Annotated in this window: 23 protein-coding genes; 11 read left to right on the top strand and 12 right to left on the bottom strand. The window is 38.3% G+C overall.

From position 1 onward, the window contains the following. Positions 1–3 precede the first annotated feature (3 nt). Positions 4–876, bottom strand: a complete 873-nt coding sequence (locus BGO88_RS06905; RefSeq protein WP_286706544.1) for an aldo/keto reductase — start codon at positions 874–876, stop codon at positions 4–6. A 168-nt stretch (positions 877–1,044) separates the two neighbouring features. Here BGO88_RS06905 and BGO88_RS06900 point away from each other — a divergent pair, with 168 nt between their 5' ends. From BGO88_RS06900 to BGO88_RS06865, 8 genes are all read left to right on the top strand, one after another. After that, positions 1,045–2,049, top strand: a complete 1,005-nt coding sequence (locus BGO88_RS06900; RefSeq protein WP_056066891.1) for an AAA family ATPase — start codon at positions 1,045–1,047, stop codon at positions 2,047–2,049. 127 nt (positions 2,050–2,176) lie between these two features. Continuing rightward, positions 2,177–3,046: a DUF58 domain-containing protein gene (locus BGO88_RS06895; protein ID WP_286706401.1), complete on the top strand. Its 870-nt coding sequence runs from the start codon at positions 2,177–2,179 to the stop codon at positions 3,044–3,046. A 39-nt stretch (positions 3,047–3,085) separates the two neighbouring features. Further along, the gene (locus BGO88_RS06890) at positions 3,086–4,696 is read left to right on the top strand and encodes a BatD family protein (protein ID WP_286706400.1); all 1,611 of its coding nucleotides are present in this window, start codon (positions 3,086–3,088) and stop codon (positions 4,694–4,696) included. Between the two features lies 1 nt (position 4,697). Then, positions 4,698–5,696 carry a vWA domain-containing protein gene (locus tag BGO88_RS06885; RefSeq protein WP_056066883.1) on the top strand — a complete coding sequence of 333 codons (999 nt, stop codon included), beginning with the start codon at positions 4,698–4,700 and terminating at the stop codon, positions 5,694–5,696. A gap of 6 nt (positions 5,697–5,702) precedes the next feature. Further along, positions 5,703–6,743 carry a vWA domain-containing protein gene (locus BGO88_RS06880; RefSeq protein WP_056066881.1) on the top strand — a complete coding sequence of 347 codons (1,041 nt, stop codon included), beginning with the start codon at positions 5,703–5,705 and terminating at the stop codon, positions 6,741–6,743. Between the two features lies 1 nt (position 6,744). Continuing rightward, the gene (locus BGO88_RS06875) at positions 6,745–7,530 is read left to right on the top strand and encodes a tetratricopeptide repeat protein (protein WP_101471058.1); all 786 of its coding nucleotides are present in this window, start codon (positions 6,745–6,747) and stop codon (positions 7,528–7,530) included. Positions 7,531–7,543: 13 nt separating this feature from the next. Next, the gene (locus tag BGO88_RS06870) at positions 7,544–9,304 is read left to right on the top strand and encodes a BatD family protein (RefSeq protein ID WP_286706399.1); all 1,761 of its coding nucleotides are present in this window, start codon (positions 7,544–7,546) and stop codon (positions 9,302–9,304) included. A 39-nt stretch (positions 9,305–9,343) separates the two neighbouring features. Beyond that, the gene (locus BGO88_RS06865) at positions 9,344–10,087 is read left to right on the top strand and encodes an SH3 domain-containing protein (protein WP_286706398.1); all 744 of its coding nucleotides are present in this window, start codon (positions 9,344–9,346) and stop codon (positions 10,085–10,087) included. Positions 10,088–10,238: 151 nt separating this feature from the next. On the opposite strand, the gene BGO88_RS06860 is transcribed toward BGO88_RS06865, so the two are convergent. After that, positions 10,239–10,739 carry a CvpA family protein gene (locus BGO88_RS06860; RefSeq protein ID WP_286706397.1) on the bottom strand — a complete coding sequence of 167 codons (501 nt, stop codon included), beginning with the start codon at positions 10,737–10,739 and terminating at the stop codon, positions 10,239–10,241. Between the two features lie 132 nt (positions 10,740–10,871). On the opposite strand from BGO88_RS06860, the gene BGO88_RS06855 reads away from it, so the two are divergent. The 3 genes from BGO88_RS06855 (at position 10,872) to BGO88_RS06845 (ending at position 12,897) form a co-directional block, all read left to right on the top strand. Next, the gene (locus BGO88_RS06855) at positions 10,872–11,231 is read left to right on the top strand and encodes a hypothetical protein (protein ID WP_101471060.1); all 360 of its coding nucleotides are present in this window, start codon (positions 10,872–10,874) and stop codon (positions 11,229–11,231) included. 75 nt (positions 11,232–11,306) lie between these two features. Continuing rightward, positions 11,307–12,326: a phenylalanine--tRNA ligase subunit alpha gene (gene pheS, locus BGO88_RS06850; protein ID WP_056066869.1), complete on the top strand. Its 1,020-nt coding sequence runs from the start codon at positions 11,307–11,309 to the stop codon at positions 12,324–12,326. A gap of 163 nt (positions 12,327–12,489) precedes the next feature. After that, on the top strand, positions 12,490–12,897 hold the full coding sequence (locus BGO88_RS06845) for a hypothetical protein (protein WP_056066866.1): 408 nt from the start codon (positions 12,490–12,492) through the stop codon (positions 12,895–12,897). Position 12,898: 1 nt separating this feature from the next. On the opposite strand, the gene BGO88_RS06840 is transcribed toward BGO88_RS06845, so the two are convergent. The 10 genes from BGO88_RS06840 to BGO88_RS06795 all read right to left on the bottom strand — a co-directional run bounded on the left by BGO88_RS06840 (position 12,899) and on the right by BGO88_RS06795 (position 22,736). After that, on the bottom strand, positions 12,899–14,236 hold the full coding sequence (locus BGO88_RS06840; RefSeq protein WP_245867674.1) for an ankyrin repeat domain-containing protein: 1,338 nt from the start codon (positions 14,234–14,236) through the stop codon (positions 12,899–12,901). A gap of 19 nt (positions 14,237–14,255) precedes the next feature. After that, on the bottom strand, positions 14,256–15,425 hold the full coding sequence (locus BGO88_RS06835; protein ID WP_286706396.1) for an ankyrin repeat domain-containing protein: 1,170 nt from the start codon (positions 15,423–15,425) through the stop codon (positions 14,256–14,258). 82 nt (positions 15,426–15,507) lie between these two features. Beyond that, entirely contained in the window at positions 15,508–16,506 is a 999-nt protein-coding gene (locus BGO88_RS06830; RefSeq protein WP_056066861.1) for a TerC/Alx family metal homeostasis membrane protein, read from the bottom strand. A gap of 8 nt (positions 16,507–16,514) precedes the next feature. Beyond that, on the bottom strand, positions 16,515–17,510 hold the full coding sequence (locus BGO88_RS06825; protein WP_286706395.1) for an NAD(P)H-dependent glycerol-3-phosphate dehydrogenase: 996 nt from the start codon (positions 17,508–17,510) through the stop codon (positions 16,515–16,517). Positions 17,511–17,829: 319 nt separating this feature from the next. Next, positions 17,830–18,990, bottom strand: coding sequence for an iron-containing alcohol dehydrogenase (locus BGO88_RS06820; RefSeq protein WP_101471066.1), 1,161 nt, complete (start codon positions 18,988–18,990; stop codon positions 17,830–17,832). Positions 18,991–19,056: 66 nt separating this feature from the next. After that, positions 19,057–19,839 (bottom strand): type 1 glutamine amidotransferase domain-containing protein, encoded by a 783-nt coding sequence (locus tag BGO88_RS06815; protein ID WP_286706394.1) that lies wholly within the window; start codon positions 19,837–19,839, stop codon positions 19,057–19,059. 95 nt (positions 19,840–19,934) lie between these two features. Further along, on the bottom strand, positions 19,935–20,498 hold the full coding sequence (locus BGO88_RS06810) for a Crp/Fnr family transcriptional regulator (protein ID WP_056066834.1): 564 nt from the start codon (positions 20,496–20,498) through the stop codon (positions 19,935–19,937). A gap of 123 nt (positions 20,499–20,621) precedes the next feature. Continuing rightward, a complete protein-coding gene (gene nadD / locus BGO88_RS06805; RefSeq protein WP_056066832.1) occupies positions 20,622–21,203 on the bottom strand; it encodes a nicotinate (nicotinamide) nucleotide adenylyltransferase in 582 nt (193 codons plus the stop codon). Positions 21,204–21,282: 79 nt separating this feature from the next. After that, positions 21,283–21,858 carry a guanylate kinase gene (gmk, locus tag BGO88_RS06800; protein WP_056066828.1) on the bottom strand — a complete coding sequence of 192 codons (576 nt, stop codon included), beginning with the start codon at positions 21,856–21,858 and terminating at the stop codon, positions 21,283–21,285. 20 nt (positions 21,859–21,878) lie between these two features. Continuing rightward, positions 21,879–22,736 carry a YicC/YloC family endoribonuclease gene (locus BGO88_RS06795; RefSeq protein ID WP_286706393.1) on the bottom strand — a complete coding sequence of 286 codons (858 nt, stop codon included), beginning with the start codon at positions 22,734–22,736 and terminating at the stop codon, positions 21,879–21,881. Between the last annotated feature and the right edge of the window lie 69 nt (positions 22,737–22,805).

Raw genomic sequence — 22,805 nt, 5'->3', positions numbered from 1 at the left:
TTTTTAAGGCACTTTGTTTCCCATACTTTCTGTCCAGATGGCAAACCATTCTTCGTTTTCCAGTTTGAATTCGGTTGCCTTATAAAGTTGCTGGATTCTGGAAACATTCACGGTTCCTGCAATTGGGATAACTTTTGCCGGATGCTGCAATACCCATGACAATAAAATGGTGTCTGAACCTACATGGTATTTTCCAACCAATTCTGCCAAAAGTGTTTTTAAACGTCGCGTCTGGTCGGTTTTTTCTCTGAAAACTGTTCCGAGCGGATTCCACGCCATAGGGCGTATGTTATGCACCTGCATATGGTCAAAGCTTCCGTCGGTCATAGCCTTAAAGTCGGTTGCAGAAAACTGCACCTGGTTGTAACTCACTTCTGTTTTTGAAAGTATCAGGTCAGTTTGTGAAGGCGTAAAATTAGACAGCCCGAAATCAAGAATTTTTCCTTCCGATTTTAATTTTTCTACGGCTTCTGCAATTTCATGGGCATTCATAAGCGGACTCGGACGATGCAGCAGGAAAACATCCAGATAATCAGTATGGAGGTTTTTCAGCGAGTTTTCTACAGACCAGATAATGTAGTCTTTCGAATAGTCATAATGTTTGATTTTGTTATTCCTGTTTCCAAGAACATGCTGTATGCCACATTTTGAAATCAGCTGTATTTTTCTTCGGTCGATCTTGCTTTCGGACAAAGCTTTTCCAAATTCGGCTTCGGTCGTGTAGCCTCCATAAATATCGGCATGATCGAAAGTGGTGATTTTATTTTCAGAGCAAACGTGTATCAGGTTCGCCATTTCGGAAGTTGTGAGATTTTTATCCCAGACTCCCCAGCTCATAGTTCCCGCTATAATGGGAGATAATGTTGTTTTCACGATGATAAGTTTTGAGATTTTAAATTTATGAAAACAAAATCATAAATCATCCTTAAAACCAAGGCATTCAAACATATTTTAACGTAACGTTAACAACTTGCATTTAAATAAATTTTCAATTTGCACTGTTAAAATTAAATACTAATTTCACGGCTTTTTAAATATTAGATTATGGAAGAAAATGCTACTGCATTAGACATTAGGGCAATTAATGAAAAAATAGAAAGAGAAAGTGCTTTTATCGACTTGCTGATGATGGAAATGAATAAAGTCATTGTAGGTCAGAAACACATGGTGGAGCGATTATTGATTGGACTTTTGGGACAAGGGCATATTTTGCTGGAAGGTGTTCCCGGATTGGCAAAAACATTAGCAATTAATACACTGTCGCAGGCAGTTCAAGGTTCTTTCAGCCGTATACAGTTTACTCCGGATTTACTTCCTGCCGATGTGGTAGGAACCATGATTTATAATATTAAAGACAATGCTTTTTCAATCAAGAAAGGGCCAATCTTTGCTAATTTCGTTTTGGCAGATGAGATTAACCGTGCCCCTGCAAAAGTACAGTCGGCATTGCTTGAAGCCATGCAGGAAAAGCAGGTAACTATTGGAGATACTACTTTCAAATTAGATAAGCCATTTTTAGTATTGGCTACACAAAACCCGGTAGAACAGGAAGGAACCTATCCGTTGCCAGAAGCTCAAGTTGACCGTTTTATGTTGAAAACAGTTATCGACTATCCAAAAATCGATGAAGAAAGAATGGTCATCCGCCAGAACCTGAAAGGCTCTTATGAAAAAGTAAATCCTGTGGTTTCTACAGATCAGATTCTTCGCGCTCAGGAAGCAGTTCGTGAAGTATATATGGATGAAAAAATCGAAAAATACATTCTGGATATCATTTTCGCAACCCGTTATCCGGAAAAATACAAACTGGAAAACCTGAAACCATTAATCAGTTTTGGTGCGTCACCTCGTGGAAGTATCAATTTGGCGAATGCGGCTAAATGTTATGCCTTTATCAAACGCAGAGGTTATGTAATTCCTGAAGACGTGCGTGCTGTTGTTCACGATGTACTTCGCCATAGAATTGGAATTACGTATGAAGCAGAAGCAGAAAACGTAACTTCTGTAGACATCATAAACAAAATCGTAAACGAAGTTGAAGTACCTTAGTAAGTTGATAGTTGACAGTGAATAGTTGATAGTTTATCGATAGTTCAAATTAACTATCCACTAAAGACTATCCACTATCCACTAAAAAGACTATCCACTAAAAATTGTCCACTATCAACTAAAAAAAATGGATACAAAGGAATTACTCAAGAAAGTACGGAAGATAGAAATCAAGACCCGAAGATTGAGCGATCATATTTTTTCGGGTGAATATCACACATCGTTCAAAGGACGCGGGATGACTTTTAGTGAAGTCCGCCAGTATCAGTTTGGAGACGATGTGCGTGCGATTGACTGGAATGTTACAGCAAGATACAATGAACCTTACATTAAAGTTTTTGAAGAAGAACGCGAGCTGACCATGATGCTTATGGTAGACGTCAGCGGTTCGGAAAGCTTTGGAACACAAAATGGCTTCAAGAAAGATATCGTTACTGAAATTGCGGCAACAATGGCCTTTTCAGCAACACAGAATAATGACAAAATTGGTTTGATTTTATTTTCGGATGAAATAGAACTGTATATTCCGCCTAAAAAAGGAAGGTCACACGTATTGAGAATTATCCGGGAACTGATAGAGTTCAAGCCTAAAAGCCATAAGACGAATCTTTCTCAGGCATTGCGGTTTTTGTCCGGAGTCATGAAAAAGAAAGCCATCGTTTTTGTGATTTCTGATTTTATGACAGACGATAATTATGAGCATACGCTAAAAATTGCAGGAAAAAAACACGACCTTACCGGTATTCGTGTCTATGATGTAAGGGAAGAAAAAATGCCAAACATAGGAATGGTCAATATGCTGGATGCTGAAACAGGCGAAACTATGTTGGTCAACACGGGCTCAAAAGCGGTACGTCTGGAATATGAAAAATACTATCAGGAAAAAATGAAATTTTTTAAAGAAACGTTTAGCAGATGTGGTTCGGGAACGGTAAATACCAGAGTAGATGAAAGCTACGTGACGAAACTATTGGGCTATTTTAAATCGAGAGGATAATCTTTTTTCCCCCTTTCATGATTAAGATTAGGAACTAAAATGAAGAACAACACGCTTTACATACTATTTTTTTTATTCATCGGAACCTTTGCCTTTGGGCAGCAGAAACGGGTAACTACAGCCGTTGATTCGACCAAAATAAAAATAGGGGCACAAATCAATCTTACGTTAAAAACTTCAGTAGACACATTGTCAAATGTGGTATTTCCGGAAAGCACTAATTTCGGACAGTTAGAAGTTCTGGAATCCTATCCAACAGATACCGTGAAACAAAAAGACCGCTATCTGCTTACAAAAAGATATGGACTTACCCAGTTTGATTCCGGAAAATACATGATACCGAGCCTTAAAGTGCTCATTAACGACAAACCCTACTCAACAGATTCAATTTTTGTTAACGTTGCCGGAGTCAAGGTCGATACATTGAAACAAAAAATGTACGACATTAAAGGAATAGCAGAAGTTAAGGAATCTATGGGTAATTGGTGGAAATACCTTCTGGGACTCTTGCTTTTGGGCGGAATCGGATACCTGATTTATTACTTTTCCAAAAAATATAAAAAGAAAGAAAAGCCGGAAGAGGTTGTATATGCAACACCAATAGAAAAGGCAGTAACACTTCTTAAAAATCTGGAACAGAAAGGACTTTGGCAAAAAGGAGAAGTCAAGAACTATTATTCAGAATTGACAGATATTACCAGAACCTATATTGAAGAAGAAATTCAGGTTCCGGCAATGGAAAGCACCACTTCCGAAGTTATTACAGGTTTGAGAAATGCCGCTGTCCGTAAAAAGATGAAAATTTCACAGGAAACCGTTGACAATCTGGAGCGTGTTCTGCGTCAGGCAGATTTGGTGAAATTTGCCAAATCAAAACCGCTTGATTTCGAAATAGCGGAAGACCGTGCAAAAATAGAAAAGACAATTTTTACACTGCACAAGGCTATACCTGAAGTTGAGGAAGAAGACGAAGAACTGTTATTACTCGATGCGCAGAAAAAAGAACTGCTGCTAAAGAAAAAACGCAAACGCAAAATTGCAATTGCCACATTTATAGGAGCATTTTTGGTAGTAGGAACGTTAACCTATTTTATTACGACCAGAGGATTGGATGCTATTTTAGGCAACCCTACAAAAGAACTATATGAAGGCGAATGGATTAAGAGTGATTACGGAAATCCGGCTGTGACCATTGAAACACCGAAAGTATTGAAAAGAACAAAACTTCCGGGCGGTAATAAAGACATGGGCATAAAAGAAAGCCAGGCATTTGCTTATGGGACTGTTTTTGATGAGGTGATGGTGAATATTTCTACTACATCATTTAAGGATACTTTGAGCCGACCGCTGGAAAAAGTAGTTGAAAAGGAAATCAAGTCGTTTGAAAAACAATACAAAGCAAAAGATGTTTTTGTAAAGCAGGACCAGTTCGATACCAAAGAAGGTATTTCCGGAATAAAAGCCTACGGAACTATGGTCGTTTTTAAAGAAGACAGTGATAAAGGAATCAAAATTGGATATGAAATTATGGTATTCGGACAAGAAGGAGGCCTTCAGGAAATTATTATTACCTATCGTGATAATGACGAATACGGTTCCAAAATTTCAGATAGGATAGTAAACTCGGTCGAACTTAAAAAAGTAAACTAAGATGAAAAATGTTACCTTTTTAAATCCTGAGTTTTTCTGGCTGTTTGTCCTCATTCCTATTGCTATTGCATGGCAAATATGGAAAGGAAAGAAACAGGCATCACTAAAGGTAAGCTCGCTAAAAGGATTCAAGGCGAAACCATCAATTTGGTCAAAATTGAAACCGCTATTATTTGTTTTCAGGATTCTTGCCTTAGGTTTTCTTATAGTTGCCATGGCAAGACCGCAAACCGTAGATATTAGTAATAAGACCAACATAACCAACGGAATTGATATTGTAATGTCTATTGACGTTTCGGGAAGTATGTTAACGCGCGATTTGAAGCCAAACCGTTTGGAAGCTTTGAAAAGGGTGGCTTCGGAATTCGTAGAAGCCCGTCCAAACGACAGAATAGGTCTGGTTGTCTATGCAGCAGAAAGCTATACCAAAACGCCGGTAACCAGTGACAAGGCAGTCGTATTGGATGCTTTGAACAGTGTAAAGTATGATAACCTTTTGCAGGACGGAACAGGAATTGGTATGGGATTGGCAACAGCCGTAAACCGATTGAAAGACAGCAAGGCAAAAAGTAAAGTAATCATATTGCTTACGGACGGAGTCAACAATTCCGGGTTTATCGATCCGAGAATGGCTTCCGAAATAGCAAAAGAATACGGCATAAAAGTATATACGATTGGTATAGGAACTACCGGAATGGCAGAATCTCCTTATGCCATAGCTCCAAATGGAGATTTTGTTTACCGAATGATGCAGGTGGAAATTGATGAGCAGTTGATGAAAGAAATTGCAAGAAATACCGATGGGAAATATTTCAGAGCAAAAAATAACCAGAGCCTGAAAGCTATCTATGATGAAATCAATAAGCTGGAAACCACAGAAATTGAAGAACAGAAATTCTATAATTACGATGAAAGGTTCAGACCTTTTGCTATAGCAGCAGGCATACTTTTATTGTTAGAAGTTTTATTGAAAAATACGGTTTTTAGAAGCTTTATTTAAGAAATTATGTACGACGAATTAGACGAAAAAAAATATTTATATCTCCTGATAGTCATACCAATTCTGGTACTGATTTTCCTTTTCAATCTTTATTGGAAAAGAAAAAAACAGAAAGAATTTGGTGACCTGAAATTGGTGAAAAAACTAACTCCGGAAAAATCGGTTTTCAAATCAACCCTGAAAATTACGGTCTTTCTTTTGGCGTTGGCCTGCCTCATTTTAGGTCTGGTTAATCCTAAATTGGGAACCAAGGTCGAAACCGTAAAAAGAGAAGGTATTGATATTGTTTTTGCTATTGACGTTTCAAAATCAATGCTGGCAGAAGATGTAGCACCAAACCGTCTGGAAAAAACCAAGCAGATTGTTTCGCAGATTATCAATCAGTTGGGGAGTGACAGAATCGGAATTGTAGCCTATGCGGGCAGTGCTTTTCCGGTATTGCCAATTACGACAGATTACAGTGTGGCCAAAATGTTCCTGCAAAGCATGAATCCGGGAATGGTGTCATCACAAGGTACTTCGCTTGATGAAGCTATTCACCTGTCGTCTAGTTTTTTCAGCCAGGACAGTAAGGTGAGTAAGCTGGTTATCATGATTTCTGATGGGGAAGACCATTCCGAAGGAATTGAAGAAGCAACAGAAGAAGCCAATAAAAACGGATTAAAAATCATAACTATTGGAGTAGGTACCGAAAAAGGCGGACCCATACCGTTAAAAAGAAATGGTGTGGTAGAAAGCTTCCAACGCGACCAAAATGGAGAAGTTGTAGTCACCAAGCTGAATGAGACTACTTTGAAAGAAATTGCCAAAATTACCAAAGGAGGTTATGTGAACGGAAACAATACAAAAGAAGTGGTCGATTATGTGAAACACGCCTTGGAAAATATTGAAAAAAGCGAATTCGAAACCAAGCAGTTTGCCAATTACCAATCGCAGTTTCAGTGGCTTTTAGGAATAGCATTCTTTTTGTTTTTTATTGATATCTTCTTTTTAGAGAAAAAGACAAACTGGGTGAAAAAGATGAACTTATTTAATGAAAAGGAATAATATGAGACAGCTATTGATATATACGCTTCTACTTTTTTCCTTTGCAGCAATCGCACAGGAAAAAGATAAAGACAAGAATCTGCCAAGAGGAAATAAAGAGTTTAAAGAAAAAAACTATGTCGATGCTGAAGCCGAATACAGAATTTCATTATCCAAATCGCCAACCAAGGCAATAGCATCTTATAATTTAGGAAATACGATTTATAAGCAAAAACAGCCAAGTGAAGCAAAATTGGCTTATGTCAATACAATAGAAAATGCCAAGACCAAAGCCGAAAAGCACAAAGCTTTTCATAATTTGGGAAACATTTTTATGACAGAAAAAAAATATTCAGATGCTGTTGAAGCCTATAAAAATGCACTGAGAAACAATCCGGCTGATGAACAGACCCGTTACAATTATGCCTTAGCTAAAGAATATCTGAAAAACAATCCGGAGCCGCCTAAAGACGATAAGAAGAAAGACAAAGACAAGAAAGAAAAAGATAAGGATAAGAAAAACGAGAAAGACGACAAAAAAGAAGGAGACAAGGGTGACGATAAGAAAGAGAATAAAGATAAAGGAGAGGATAAAAAAGACAAGCAGGACGGCAAAAATGGTGAAGGAAAGAACGATAAGGATTCTGACCAGAAAGGCCAGCCTAAACCACAACCGGGTAACAGTCCGTCAAAGCAGCGAATTGAAAACCTGCTCGATGCAGTAAACAATGAAGAAAAGAAAATTCAGGAAAAGGTCAATGCCAAAAAAGTAAAAGGCAAGCCGGTTCAAACAGAAAAAGACTGGTAAGATGTTGATTGCGATGAGAAAATATATAGCAGCACTAATTTTAATCTGTTTCCAGGGTCTTTCTGCCCAGGTACAATTTGAGGCAAAAGTCAGTAAACAGACACTCGGACTTAACGAAAGGCTCCGTATTGATTTCATCATGAATGAAGACGGCGATAACTTTACGCCGCCTTCTTTTGAAGGTTTCCGTGTGGTTGGTGGTCCAAGCCAGCAAGTGAGCCAGACCTGGATTAATGGTAGGGCAACTTTTAATAAATCCTATATTTACATACTGCTTCCGCAACAAAGAGGAACACTCACCATCAAGCAGGCAACAATAGAAATTAAAGGGCAGACCTATAAAACGGCACCCATTAAAATAAACGTAACGGCGCCTATTGATGAGTCTAAGGACCCTAGCAGTCCGGACTATGTGCCAAGCGGAGGAATCCATCTTATTGCTGAAATATCGAATACAAACCCGTATCTAAACCAGCCAATTACAGTGGTCTACAAACTGTATGTGAGCAATAATGTCAGCGTTAGGAACTGGAAAGAAATCGATAGTCCAAAATTCAACGATTTCTGGAGCCAGAATATCGATATCAAAAATCTTGTAGTCGAAAACGGAAAATATAATGGTGAAGACTACCGTTATGTGGTGCTTAGAAAAACGGTGCTATATCCTCAAAAATCGGGTAAACTAACCATAGAACCGCTTTCTTTGGACATTGTGGTTGACCAGCCTACCAACAGAAGAGATATTTTTGGAAGAGTCCAGTTTGTTACTGGCAATAAAACGGTTTCTGCCGGAAGTAAGGTTATCAATGTAAAAGCTTTGCCTGAAGCAGGAAAACCACAGGATTTTACCGGCGCCGTAGGAAAATTCAATTTTGTTGTCAAGCCTTCCAAAACGGAGTTAAGACATGGTGAATCATTGGATTTGGATATCAGTGTTTCCGGTAACGGGAACCTGAAACTGTTTACCTTGCCAAAACCAATTGTGCCAAGTGCTTTGGAAATGTATGACCCGGTACATAGTGAGCAGGTTACAACACCACTTTCCGGAATGCAGGGAAAAATTGCGGATAAATACACCATTATTCCGCAATATCAGGGCAATTATACCATTAAAGGATTAAGATTCTCGTATTTCGACCTGTCTACAAAAACATACAAAACAATAACTTCAAATGATATTGTTATTAAGGTTTTGGATGGGCCGACTTCATCGGATTCTTCTGTAGCTGCCACTCCGGGAGCTACAACAAACAAACAGGCAGTAAAAAGTACGAATCAGTTCCGGTTTATTGCGCTGAAAACGCAATTGCATTCTACCCATAAAGAGGATTTCTTCGGTTCAGGGTTGTTTTATACGTTGCTATTCCTGCCTTTCCTCTTTATCCCTATAATTATTTTGGCTAAGAAGAAAAAAGAAGCAATTGATAGTGATGTTGTTGGAAATAAGAGAAAGATGTCTAACAGGCTGGCTAAAAAATACCTTTCGGAAGCTAAAAAACAAATCAATAATAAAGAGCCGTTTTATATTGCCCTTGAAAAAGCATTGCACAATTTCCTGAAAGCCAAATTGCATATCGAGACTTCAGAAATGAGCAAAGACAAGATTCGTGAAATTCTTTTGGACAGAAATGCAAGGCCGGAAACGATAGATGATTTTATAAACCTTACGGAGAACTGTGAGTTTGCAAGATATGCACCTTACTCCAGTGTAGCCATCCAACAGGATTTTGATAAGGCCGTAACCGTAATTTCCGAACTGGAAAAACAAATCTAACAATTGATAATTCATTACAGAATTGAAAATTGAACAAAAATGAAAAACATAGTCTACATACTGTTGCTTTTTACCCAGGTTTTCTGGGCACAGGACAATTTTGAGGCCGGAAACAAGTTCTACCGTCAGGACAAATTTGAAGAAGCTGTCAAAGCCTATGAAAATGTACTGAAAACAAAACAGCACTCAGCGGAATTGTATTTTAATCTGGGAAATGCTTATTACAAGCTCAATAAAACCGCTCCTGCGATTTATTATTACGAAAAGGCTCTGTTGCTTAATCCTGGTTATAGTGATGCCAGAAACAACCTGCAATTTGCCCAAAACATGACAATTGACGATATCAAGCCTGTGCAGCAGGTTGGTTTTGGAAAAATTATTCATGATTTTACGTCTTCCTATACCTATGACGGCTGGGCCAAAATTGCTATTGGCTTTTCAATCCTGTTTCTGTTGTTTTTCATAGGATATTATTTTTCGGTGGCAACCTGGCTCAAACGCGTTTTCTTTGTGGCATTATTCGTTGCATTAATTGCATTAATTGTGAGTGTTGCTTCTGCCATAGCAGAAAAGACAAGCTATGAAAACGATAAGCCTGCCATAATTTTTGCAGATACGGTAGGTGTTAAAAATGAACCGAAAGAAAATGCAGATAATGCCTTTGTACTTCATGAAGGCACAAAAGTCCAGATTATTGAAACGTTGGATAATTGGAGGAAAATTCAATTGGCTGATGAAAAAGAAGGCTGGGTGAATAAGGATGTTTTGAAAGAGATAAAGTAGTTTATAGGTAGTAGATATCAGGAGGCAGGTAGCAGGTTTCAGTCTGCTGTTTAGAATCTACCATCTTATTTAGTCAGTATACAGGATTTGGAGAGTTTAAGATTTATGATTTGAGTCTGCCGCCTAAAATCTGGCATCTGCCATCTAAATACTACTTCTTCAACTCCTCAAACCATTCCTCAAAAACAGGGTAAACAAACTCTGAAATTTTCAGAATCGGGTTATAAAACAGCGAGTCATCAAGGGTTTCCTTTTCGGCAAACGTATTGTTGGAATTGATTTTTTGGAACAGTGCCAACACAAAACTCAGAATCAGGCACATTTTCAGGACACCAAAAACTCCTCCGGCAATTTTATTTAGCAGTCCCAAACTTGCAAAATTGGCAATGGAAGTAAAGAATTTTGCCAGTAACGAAATACCGATAACTACACCAATAAAAGTCAGTACAAATGCCCAGATGGCAATGGTTTTTGGATTCCAGGAAAATACATCTGCTAAAAATTCAGCCGTAATGAAAGAAAACTTTATCGCAATATAAATTCCTAAAAGCAGCGAAACCAAAGAAGCAAACTCTACAAAAAGCCCATTCCAAAGCCCTCTGATTAAACCATAGGCTAAGAAAATGCCTAAAATAATATCTAAAAATCCCATCAAAAAATAATAAGCAGCCAAGATAGATGACTTTGCATAGAAAAACAAAAATCAACAATGTATCTTTGCAGATTAAATTCACAATTTATGAATGGAAGATTTCTGTTCGTAACTTAAAAAACTAAGATTCAAATGTCTAGAGATATACAATTAAAACAACGCTGGGAAAAAGTCGTCAGTCTTTTATCCCACCAATTTGCCGAAGGCGATGATGAGCTCGATTTGGACTCCATCATTTACCTTATCGGAGTACAGGAACTGGGAAAGGTTCATAATAAATTTAAAAAAGATGAAAAGGTAAACCTGATGCATATTGCCATATGCCGCCTGCTGGAGCCTTACGGATTCTATGAATTTGATTATTTTGACAATGAAGGATGGCCACATTATAAGATAAAAGAAGAACTGCCGCCATTGAAGGCAGGTGAGCAATCCGTACTAATGAAAGAAGCCATTGTGAATTATTTTCTGGAAAGAGAATTTATCGATTAGAGATTGCGAAACGTTCGTTCAGAACGGGCTTTTTTCAGGGAAAAAATATTAAATTTGCACCTTTACTAAAAGAAGATGATAGACAAGATTAAAGAATATATTGGCGAAGTAGAAGCGTTTCAAACCCAAAATAAAGAGGAACTGGAAGCTTTCAGAATAAAATTTCTTGGGAGCAAAGGCCTTATAAAAGATTTTTTTGCCGAGTTCAAAAATGTTCCTAACGAACAGAAAAAAGAATTCGGGCAGGTAATCAATCAATTGAAAACTACGGCTGAAGATAAGCTAAAATCCATTCAGGAACTGTTTGAAAGCAAGGAAGAAACCATAGGCATCTATGGCGATTTGACGCGTCCGGCAGAACCTGTAAAGATAGGTTCGCGCCATCCTATTTCTTTGGTTAAAAATCAGATTGTAGATATTTTTTCTAACATTGGTTTCAACGTTTCTGAAGGTCCGGAAATTGAAGACGACTGGCATAACTTCACAGCATTGAATCTTCCGGAATATCATCCGGCAAGAGACATGCAGGATACTTTTTTTATCCAGACTAACCCGGATATTTTGTTGAGAACACATACATCATCAGTTCAGGTGCGTTATATGGAAGAAAACAAACCGCCAATCCGAACGATTTCTCCGGGACGTGTTTTCAGAAATGAAGCCGTTTCTTCGCGTTCGCACTGTATTTTCCACCAGGTGGAAGGTTTGTACATCGATAAAGATGTTTCGTTTGCCGACCTGAAACAGACGCTTTTATATTTTACAAAAGAAATGTTCGGGAAATCAAAAATCCGTTTGCGTCCGTCTTATTTCCCGTTTACGGAACCAAGTGCGGAGATTGACATCTACTGGGGATTAAAAACCGAAACCGACTACAGGATTACCAAAGGAACCGGTTGGCTTGAAATTGGTGGTTGCGGAATGGTTGACCCTAATGTGCTGAAAAACTGTGGTATCAATGCAGATGAATTTACAGGTTTCGCCTTTGGAATGGGCGTTGAAAGAATAGCAATGCTGCTGCACCAAATTGGCGACATCAGGATGTTCTATGAAAACGACGTACGATTCCTGGAGCAATTTAAAGCTTCTATTTAAGTCGTAAAGTTCATAAAGTCATAAAGTCATAAAGTCATAAAGTTCATAAAGTCGAAAGTTGGAAAGTAATTGTCTAAAAAAAGACTAATTACTTTCCACTATTCACTTTCCATTTTCCACTTTCGACTTTCGACTTTCGACTATCAACTACCAACTATCCACTATGAAAAAAGATATCGTTATCCCAAAAGTAGAAAACGTTTTCCTAGCCGCCGTCCAGGAATGGAACGACGACTTTATGGAAAAGGTATGGTATGTCTATTTAGTCAATGACAGTGATTTTGATTTGGATAGTGTCATGGTTGTATCAAAGGCCTTCGGAACCATTGATGGCGAAATGAAAAAAACATCACTTTTACGCCATGCCTTTACGCAGGTTCCTGCAGTTTCTGTAGTAAAAGTAGAAATGGTTGAAAAGAGCGTTTTGGCTCTTAACAACGAATTCATGGTTACTTATTTTATAGGAAACACCCTGTATGATAAGAAATTCATTTTCCGTACAAATACCATCAACGAGCGCGCTACAGAAGAAGTGCCTATTTTGTTCGTAAACGGAGTTATCGTCAGATAAATCAGCCTTTCAAAATCTTAGCCTTTTCAACATCAAATTCTTCCTGCGATAAAATTCCGGCATCCAAAAGCTCTTTCAAGTCTAATAAGGCTTGCTTTTTTGAAGCCATATCAACAGGAGCGGAAGCTGGTGCGGGTTCTGTTTTCGTACTATTTGGATTAGCAGTGTTTGACGGACTGTATTTTAGCAACAGTTCCGTAATTTCATTAAATCCCTTGATGTTGGAATAGTCAATTGCTTTCTGTTCTTTTGCATTTACTACAGAAGCATCTGCTTCTTTTTCCAAAAGCAGTTTTACCATATCTTTTTTACCGTTAGCTGCCGCATAATGCAAAGCCGTATTGCCACTTTCATCCTGTATGTTGATATTGGCATCCTTATCCAAAAGCAATTTGACCATACTCACATGGCCGCTTTTTGCGGCAACATGCAGCAAGCTTTCGCCACCATAACCATAAGATGTATCTAATGAAAAACTACTCGAAATACTAAGACTGTCGGCCGTTTCCACCCAATCCAGATAAGAATACATGGACGTTTCGTTTCCGGTCACCGGTTTGGAATAATTAACATCGACACCATTATTTATAAAAAGCTCGACAATTTCTTTTTGGTTGTTGGAACAGGCATACCATATTGGTGACAATCCGTTTTGGGAAGAAACAAAAATGTCGGCTCCTTTTTCCGTTAAGAGTTTCGTCAGCATGCGGTTGCTGTCATAGCAGGCCAAAAGCAAAGCGCTTTCGCCGGCATGATTGATATGGTTAATAGCAGCGCCATTTTCCAAAAGCAGTTCGACCATGGGCTGGTTTTTTGATTTGACGGCAAACAGCAAAGGTGAATTGCCCTGTTTGTTGGTCGTATTGACATCGGCTCCGTTTTCTAATAATTTTTTGACAATCGCTGCATTTCTCCAACTGGCTGCTATAAGAAGCGGGGTTTCGGCTTCATTATTTTCTATATCAGCATTTACGCCCTGTTCAAGCAGTTTTTCTAAAACCTCAATTTGTCCGGTTTGGGCTGTAAGATGCAAAAGACTGTTTCCTTTGAAATCTTTGACGTCTGTTTTGGCGCCTTTTTCCAATAAGAATAATGCCGTCTGCTTTTGTTTTTGCAAACAGGCAAAATAGAAAGGCGTTTCGCCGGCGTGGTCTTCATAATCAATAGCGGCTCCTTCGCTAATGAGTATCTGTACAAGGTCAAGATAACCATGATGGGCAGCATAATGCAATGCAGTTCTACCTTTTTCATCAGTATAGGTTACATCAACTTCTTTGTTGGCTAATAAAAGTTCTGCTATTTTTCTTTTTCCGCTTTCGCAAGCGATTATAAATGACATTGACATGGTTCGTTTCGGATTAGGATTGCTTCATCAGCAGGTCAACGGTTTTTATTTTCAGGTTATCATCAGACGCGAGATTCAGGGCCGTCTGGTCTTTGTCGTTTGTGATTGTGACATCGGCATCGTTTTCAAGTAAAAGCTTTACTTTTCGGTACATTTCCTTTGCTTTTTCAGCATCATAATTCACATTGTAGGCACAAACTTTATGCAATATTGTATTTCCGCTATTGTCCTGACGATTGATGTCGATGGCTCCGGTTTCTATAATAGTTTGAAGTACTTCCGGTTTTTTTTCAGCGATGAGGTCGGCTGGCATTGTGTCCCGGCCATAATAAATGCTGGTTTGGTATATATCTGCTCCATCATCAATGAGCTTTCGTAACAATTCCAGACTTTTTTCTGAAGTATCATACATCATTCGCATGTATTCAAACAAAAGCGTTACCTGGTCGCTGTTGAGCAGGTCAAATTGAGGCATGTCGTAATTTCGAAGTAAATCGTACAACCTGACATCTAGTTTATGGGCTACGGCATAGAAAAAGGCCGTATTTCCATTTTTATCGGCATGATTAGGATTGGCTCCATTTTGCAGAAGAAGCTCAAGATATTCGTTTCTGTTGAATTCTATGGCTGTAATCAAAGGTGTTTTCTGCACAATGTTCTGAGCATTGACATCCAAACCTTCCTGTATCAGAAATTCAAGATACGAAAGGGAAAGTTCGGGTTTCATCAGATTGGTTTTTATAATCTGATGCAGGAAATTTTCTTCGGCATTGTTCTTGAAGTTTACATTACATCCCGTTTCTACAAGTATTTTAATACTTTCGAGACTGGCGCCTTTCTCGAAAAAGTAGCCAAGGAGAGTTTTGGCACCCACTTCATCGTTTATATTGTCAAATTTTGAAATAAATTCCCTGAAAAAATTAAGAGATTCATCATCTGTCTGCAGGCCCCTCACGACGCTTTGGAAAATGCTTTTATCAAAACTGTCAAATTCATAGACGTCAGTTTCAATAACACCATTTTTTAAAAAGAGGCGGATAATTTCAAATTGTTTTTGCTGAAATAGTCTGTCAAAAATGCCTGACTTACTGTATTCGTTTAGTGTTTTTGGAAGTTTTTCGCCATTGGCAACATGGTCTAAAACTTCGGAGAATTTTCCCGAGTTTAAAAGTTGTTCTAACATAAGGTTGTATGGTTATTATTTATCATAATTACGAAAAATAATAACACAAGCCGAGAACTTTCACTTTATTTTCACAAATAGACTATTTTTCTTCTTTTACAGGAAAAGCCAAAGAAGCCATTACAGACAAAATCAGTACGCTTCCTACTACAGTCAGTGAAGTTGGTGATGAGATATGGTAAAAAGGCTGTATAAGCATTTTTACGCCTATAAAAGCCAGGATAATTGCCAGTCCGTACTTTAGTCGGCTGAACATATACATAAAATTTGCCAACAGGAAATATAAAGCCCTAAGTCCTAAGATGGCAAAAATATTTGAAGTATAAAGGATAAACGGATCGTTTGGTGCTATGGCAAAAATTGCAGGAATAGAATCGACCGCAAAAATCAGGTCAGTAAATTCGATAACAGCTACAACAACTAATAATGGTGTTGCCATTTTGACTCCGTTTTCTACCGTAAAAAATTTATCGCCATCATAATTTTCAGAAACTTTGAAGAATCGGTGTACCAATTTGGCTCCCGGGCTTTTTGTAAAATCTTTGTTTTCGTCATTGTCTTCTTTTGAAAACCACGATTTGAATCCTGCGAAAACAAGGAAAAACCCAAAGACCGATAAGACAACATTAATGCTGACCAGCTTTCCAAAAATATTCATTTCAGGGAGATAGGTCATATTGATAAGCTCTACGCCGGAGAAAATAAAAATCGCCCTGAAAATCAAAGCCCCGATAATTCCCCAAAACAGGACTTTATGGTGCAAATGTTTCGGAACATTAAAAAAACCAAAAACCAGAATGAAAACAAAAAGGTTATCGACAGAAAGCGCTTTTTCAATCCAGTAAGCCGATTGGAACTGCGTGAACTGCTCTATTCCCATCAAATAATAAATCACGCCGCTAAAGCCCATAGCTAACGAAATCCATACAATTGACCAGATAGCCGCTTCCTTGTTTGAAACGACATGGCTTTTTTTGTTGAACACTCCTAAATCAAGAAGCAGCATAATGATGATAACAACAGAAAATGCGGTCAGGATTCCGGGATGATTGACTAGATGGTCGACGCCGTTGTTTTGCATGTCAGGAATTAGTTAAGTTTTTCAGTTAGTTTTCTAAATACTTTTTTAGGTTCTTTTCCTTCATATAAGATGCCATAAACGGCATCAATGATTGGAGTTTTGGCGCGTAACCCTTCATTTAGCTTGTAGGCACTGTTTGTGGCATAATAACCTTCGGCAACCATACTCATTTCCATCATGGCAGATTTTACGGTATAGCCTTTTCCAATCATGTTTCCAAACATTCTGTTTCTGGAAAATATGGAATATCCGGTAACCAATAAATCGCCCAGATAGGCAGAATCATTGATGTTTCGTTTCATTTTATGAACTTTTCGGATGAATTTTTTCATTTCGCGTATTGCGTTACTCATCAATAGTGCCTGAAAATTATCGCCATAACCCAGGCCGTGAGCCATTCCGGCTGCAATCGCATAAATGTTTTTTAGCATGGCGGCATATTCTGTACCAATAATGTCGTCAGAAATTTTGGCTTTGATATAATTGCCGCTGAGGTTATGGGCCATAATTTTGGCCTTTTGCGAATCGCCACAAGCAATAGTTAGATAGGAAAGGCGTTCCATGGCAACTTCTTCAGCGTGACATGGACCGGTTATAACCCCAATATTGTCATAAGGAATATTGTATTTTTCATGGAAATGCTCTCCAACAATAAGGCTGGTTTCCGGAACAATACCTTTAATGGCAGAAAAAATAATTTTTCCATCCAGGTTTTCTGTAAGATGCTCCAATTCGCCACTTAAAAAAGCTGAAGGAATAGCGAAAATAATATAATCGGCATATTTTACTGCTTCGTTTATATTACTGGTAAGTTTTAGTTTTTTGGTGTCAAATTCAACAGAACTGAGGTAATTCGGATTGTGTTTGAACTTTTTGATATGTTCAATCGCACTTTCATTCCTCATATACCACGCAATCTCTTCGAGATTAACGCAAAGCATTTTTGCAATTGCTGTCGCCCAGCTTCCGCCGCCAATTACGGCAAATTTTGGATGTTCATTCATTTCGGTTCGTTTGTTTGCCAAAAATACTCAAATAAGTGGTAATCGGAAATTAATTTCGCCCCTCTATTCTCTTTTTTGTCAGAAACCTACTCGATAAAACGGACACAGCGATAATTTTAACTTAAAATTATGATTATCAATGCAATGCGGAACCATTGTTGCCGTTATTGATATTGAGTTGGTTAGATTACAATATACGTTGCAAAATAATACGCCTTCGTATTATTAAGTTAGTTAAGATTTGTTTTTGGTGTTTTGAAAAAGGCACTCTTGAAAATTACTTTCAGGAGTGCCTTTTGACTTTAAAACGGGTGAACTCTTAATAGCTGAGTTCCACAATATTTTTTACTTTTTCAGGAGTAATGTTTTTCTTTTCTCCCAGGCCTTTCCAGCCTCTTTCTTCAAAACGTCGGGCTATGAAATCGGCTGTCTTTTCGTAGTCCTGTGTGTATTCAGACAATTTGGTCTGCATTCCCATTCTATGAAAAAATTCAACAGTTTTTTCAATAGCTTCAACAGCCATTTCATCTATAGTAGCATCGGCAACATTCCAGACTCTTTTGCCATATTGTGCCAGCTTATCTTTTTTGGTTTCAAACATGACGCGGTACAGATTTGGACCAATAATAGCAAGTGTTCTGGCATGGTCTATTTCAAACAGGGCAGTCAGTTCATGGCCAATCATATGCGTAGCCCAATCCGTAGGAACGCCTTTCTGGATTAGTCCGTTCAATGCCATCGTACAACTCCACATATAATTAGACGCCAGTTTATAGTCGGTTGGATTTTCTACAACTTCCGGTCCAATTTCGATTAGGGTTTGCAAAATTCCTTCTGAAATTCTGTCCTGCAATAGAGCATCATGCGGATAGGTAAGATATTGCTCAAGAACGTGCGTGTAGGCATCAATAATCCCGTTTTGGATTTGTCTTTTTGGCAATGAAGCAACTACTTCAGGGTCGCAGATTGAAAATTTTGGGAATAGGGCAGGACCACCAAACGAAAGTTTTTCCTGAGTTTCGTTGATGGTGATTACCGCTCCCGAATTCATTTCGCTTGCAGTAGCCGGAAGCGTGAGAACTGTCCCAAACGGAACGGCATTGTCAAGAATCCGAATTCCTTTTTTTAGAATATCCATTGGCTTTCCGTCAAATTTTACGGCAGCCGAAATAAACTTGGTTCCATCAATTACAGAACCGCCGCCTACAGCCAGTATAAAATCCAATTGTTTTTCACGGATGATTTCTACGGCCTTCATCAAGGTTTCATAACGCGGATTGGGCTCAATTCCTCCAAATTCGGTGATGTCATACCCGTGCAGTGCTTTTCGTACCTGGTCATAAACACCATTTTTGAAGATACTACCGCCACCATAAGTAATCAATACTTTTGCCTCTTTTGGGATGAGGTCGGAAATTTTTGCAATTTGTCCTTTCCCAAAAACCAATTGGGTAGGATTATATAATTCGAAGTTCAGCATAATTTTAAATTTTATGTAAAATTACAAAACATGTAATTTTTGCTGTCGTAAAAGTCTGTTAACAATTTACTGTTTCAACAATTCCAACTCTTTTAAAACTGCTTCTCCAACACCTTTTGCGGATTGAGGATTTTGTCCGGTTACGAGCCTTCCGTCAACCGTAACATGAGGTTGCCATAATCCAGATTTTTCGAACTTAGCACCACGTTCTATCAGTTTTGTTTCTAAAGCAAACGGAACGACTTTTTCTAATTTTACTGCAATTTCTTCTTCATTGGTAAAGGCGTTTACTTTTTTGCCGTCAACCAAATATTTGCCATTGCTTAATTTAATGTTTACCAATCCGGCTGGTCCGTGGCAGACTGCTCCAACCACGCCATTGTTTTCATAAATAGCCGTAGCGATTTTGGCAATTTCTGCATTTTCAGGAAAATCCCACATGGCACCATGGCCTCCGGCATAGTAAATAGCAACATAATCTTTCGGATTTACTTCTGAAGGTTTCATTGAATTGTTGATTTTGTTGTGATAAACGGCATCTTCCCAAAATTGCTTATTAATAGGGTCGTTCAGGTCAAAACCATCAACAGGCGGTGTTCCGCCTTTTGGGCTTACAAAATCAATTGTATAATGGTCTTTTAATGCTTCCCAGGCATGGGTAACTTCTCCCAGATAATAACCGGTTGGTTCGCCTGTGTTTCCTTTTTTGTCATGGCTCGATACCACGAATAAAATTTTCTTTTTTTCCATCTTTTTTGATTTTTTAGTTTGTGCGTTGGCCAAATCCGGATTTAAGAAAAGGGCAAAAACTGTAACTGCCATCAAAACCGGAGCGATTATTTTTTTCATAACTAATGTTCTTTAGAATTAAGTTACAAAATTCAGAAGAAATTTAGGGGATGAAAAGGTAAAAAGTCACGAATTTGAAGTGACAATTATCACATTTAAGAACTAAAACGGCTCAATGTTTCCCGGGAAACGCCAAGATAGGAAGCAATCAGTTTTTTAGGGACTTTTTGAAATAGACTGGGATAGAGCTGCAGTAATTTTTCATAACGTTCCTGCGGATTGTTATTTAGCATCGACAGGATTCTCTGCTGTAGGGCAATATATCCGGCATTGGATTTTCTGCGAAAAAAATGTTCAATCTTATGCATTTCTGAGCAGAGTTTTTCGCGGTTGTATAACGAAAGGCAGAGTACTTCCGTGTCTTCAATACAGTCAATGTTGAGAGTGGCTTTTGTTTGGTTGAAATAGGCATTGAAATCACAAATCCACCAATCCGGAAGTGCAAACTGGAGAATATGTTCTTTCCCGTCCTGGCTTACATGATAGGCTTTCAGGCAGCCTTCCAAAACAAAAAAATCATTAGGGACATCTTCACCTTCCTGAACTAAAAACTGGTGTTTTTTATATTTTTTAGGAGTAAAATGCGACAGTATATAATCGAATTCGCCATCAGTTAGTGGCGTGATTTTCTCGATTTGCTGTCGTAATAGTTGACTCATTGTTTAACCTTTATAGTCTGTGTCTGAAATCTACTTCTTTGTTTTTTGCCACTGATTGGAATGAATGCCACTGATTTTTAAACACCGAAAAAATTACTCTAATTTCTTAATCTGTGGCTAAAGCTATTTCTTATAAAACAGATTGTGGTCAATATAATCCCATACTTTTTCAGGAAGCATAGGTCTTGCATTCTTACCGTTTTTGATGCTTTCCCGGATTTTAGTCGATGAAATTTCTACTATGGGAGCATCAATGACATGGATTTTCGGATGTCCTGTGAATTCCGGACTGATAGCCTCGTCAGAAATTCTGGGATAAACATAAATATCGTGATTCTGGAGGATAACATCATAGTTTTTCCACTTATGAAAAGAGTTCAGATTGTCTTCGCCCATGATAAGGGAAAATTCATATTTTGGAAATTTTTCCTGAAGGTAAGCCAGCGTATTTACTGTATAGTTTGGTTGCGGCAGCTTAAATTCAATATCAGAAGGTTTTAGTTTTGGATAGTCTTCTGTTGCCAGGAAAACCATCTGAAGCCTGTGGTGGTCTTCCAGCAAAGTACTTTTTTTCTTATGCGGATTATGAGGAGTCACAACCATCCATACCTGATTCAAATCTGAAAATTCAGCCATATGGTTGGCAATAATCATGTGGCCTACATGGATTGGGTTAAATGTTCCGAAGTATAATCCGATTTTCATCTTTTAAGGCTCTAAGCTATTAAGGTTCTGAGTTGCTAAGGCCCTTAGAAACTTAGAGTCTTAGCAACTTAGCCACTTATTAAATCATTTTCAAATAATCATAAACCAATTTATAAGCGTCGTTTTTTGCTATTTCCAGGTCGTAATTTTTCAGGATTACGTCAAATTCCTCCGCTTTGGCAATTTCTTTCTCGGCTTTGGCAAGACGCATCTGTATCTTTTCGTCGGTTTCAGTCTGACGGAAACGGAGTCTTCTTTCCAGTTCTTCTACAGAAGGAGGGCTTACAAATACGGCCAGGGTTTGTTTTGGGTATTGCTTTTTTATATTCAGTCCGCCAATTACATCAATATCGAATATGACATGCTTTCCAGCTGCCCAGATTCGTTCCAGTTCGCTTTTTAAAGTACCATAATAATTGTCTTTGTAGACCTCTTCGTATTCGACAAAAGCATTTTCCTCTATTTTTTTCTGGAATTCTTCAGCAGATAGAAAATAATAATCCCTGCCGTCGATTTCTTCTCCTCTTTTTTCGCGTGAAGTCGCAGAAATAGAGAAGTCCAGGTGCAGTTCTTTTTGAGCTAAAAGGTATCGTACTATCGTAGTCTTTCCAGAACCGGAAGGAGCCGAAAATACTATTAATTTGCCATTATTCATTGTTGCGTTGTTGTTTGTTTTTACAAAACGTTCAAGACTTGTTCTTTGATTTTTTCCAGTTCGTCTTTCATCTGGACGACAAGCTTCTGCATTTGTGCATGGTTGGATTTGGAACCCATCGTATTGATTTCTCTACCTATTTCCTGGGTAATAAAACCTAGTTTTCGACCGTTGGCTTCATTTCCTGCCAATGTTTCCATGAAATAATTCAGGTGGTTTTCCAAACGTACTTTTTCCTCCGTAATATCGTATTTTTCAAGATAGAAAATCAGTTCCTGCTCAAAGCGATTTTCGTCCACATTGACATTCAGTTCTTCGATAGCCGTTTTTAGTCGGTTTTTAACCGTTTCAATCCTTTCGCCATCTAAAGCTACAGTCTCTCTCATTAACGCAAGAATGTTGCCAATCCGGATAAGAAATTCTTTTTCCAGCGCAATACCTTCCGAGGTCCTGAATTCCTGAATGTTTTCCAATCCCTGGTCAATAACACCCTGTATGGTTTTCCATTCATTTTCGTCTAATTCCTCGCGTTCGGTTTTGAGCGCGTCGGGCATTCTGACAGCCATTTTTAATAGTTCCGTATCGTCACCGTCAACCACTTGTCTAAGCTGATTGATATAGGCTTTTACGATAGGGACGTTGATTTTGGACGAAGTTTCTTCTCCGGTAATTTCTATAAATAAAGAAAAGTCTACTTTTCCTCGTTCTAATTTCTGAGCAATCTGATTTCGGAGTGCCAATTCCATTTCGCGATAAACATAAGGCGTCCTCACATTCAAATCCAAACTTTTGCTGTTTAAGGATTTGATTTCAACGGTAATTTTTTTGTTAGGCAATTGCAAAGTTGCTTTGCCGAAACCAGTCATTGATTGTATCATATTCCAATTTAAATAGCTACAAATGTAATAAAAAGTATTGAGTCCGTTTTCAGGCGCCTGAAATTAGAT

Source organism: Flavobacterium sp. 38-13 (genome assembly GCF_001899155.1).
Taxonomy (GTDB): domain Bacteria; phylum Bacteroidota; class Bacteroidia; order Flavobacteriales; family Flavobacteriaceae; genus Flavobacterium; species Flavobacterium lindanitolerans.
This window is presented reverse-complemented; position numbering and strand designations above follow the sequence as displayed.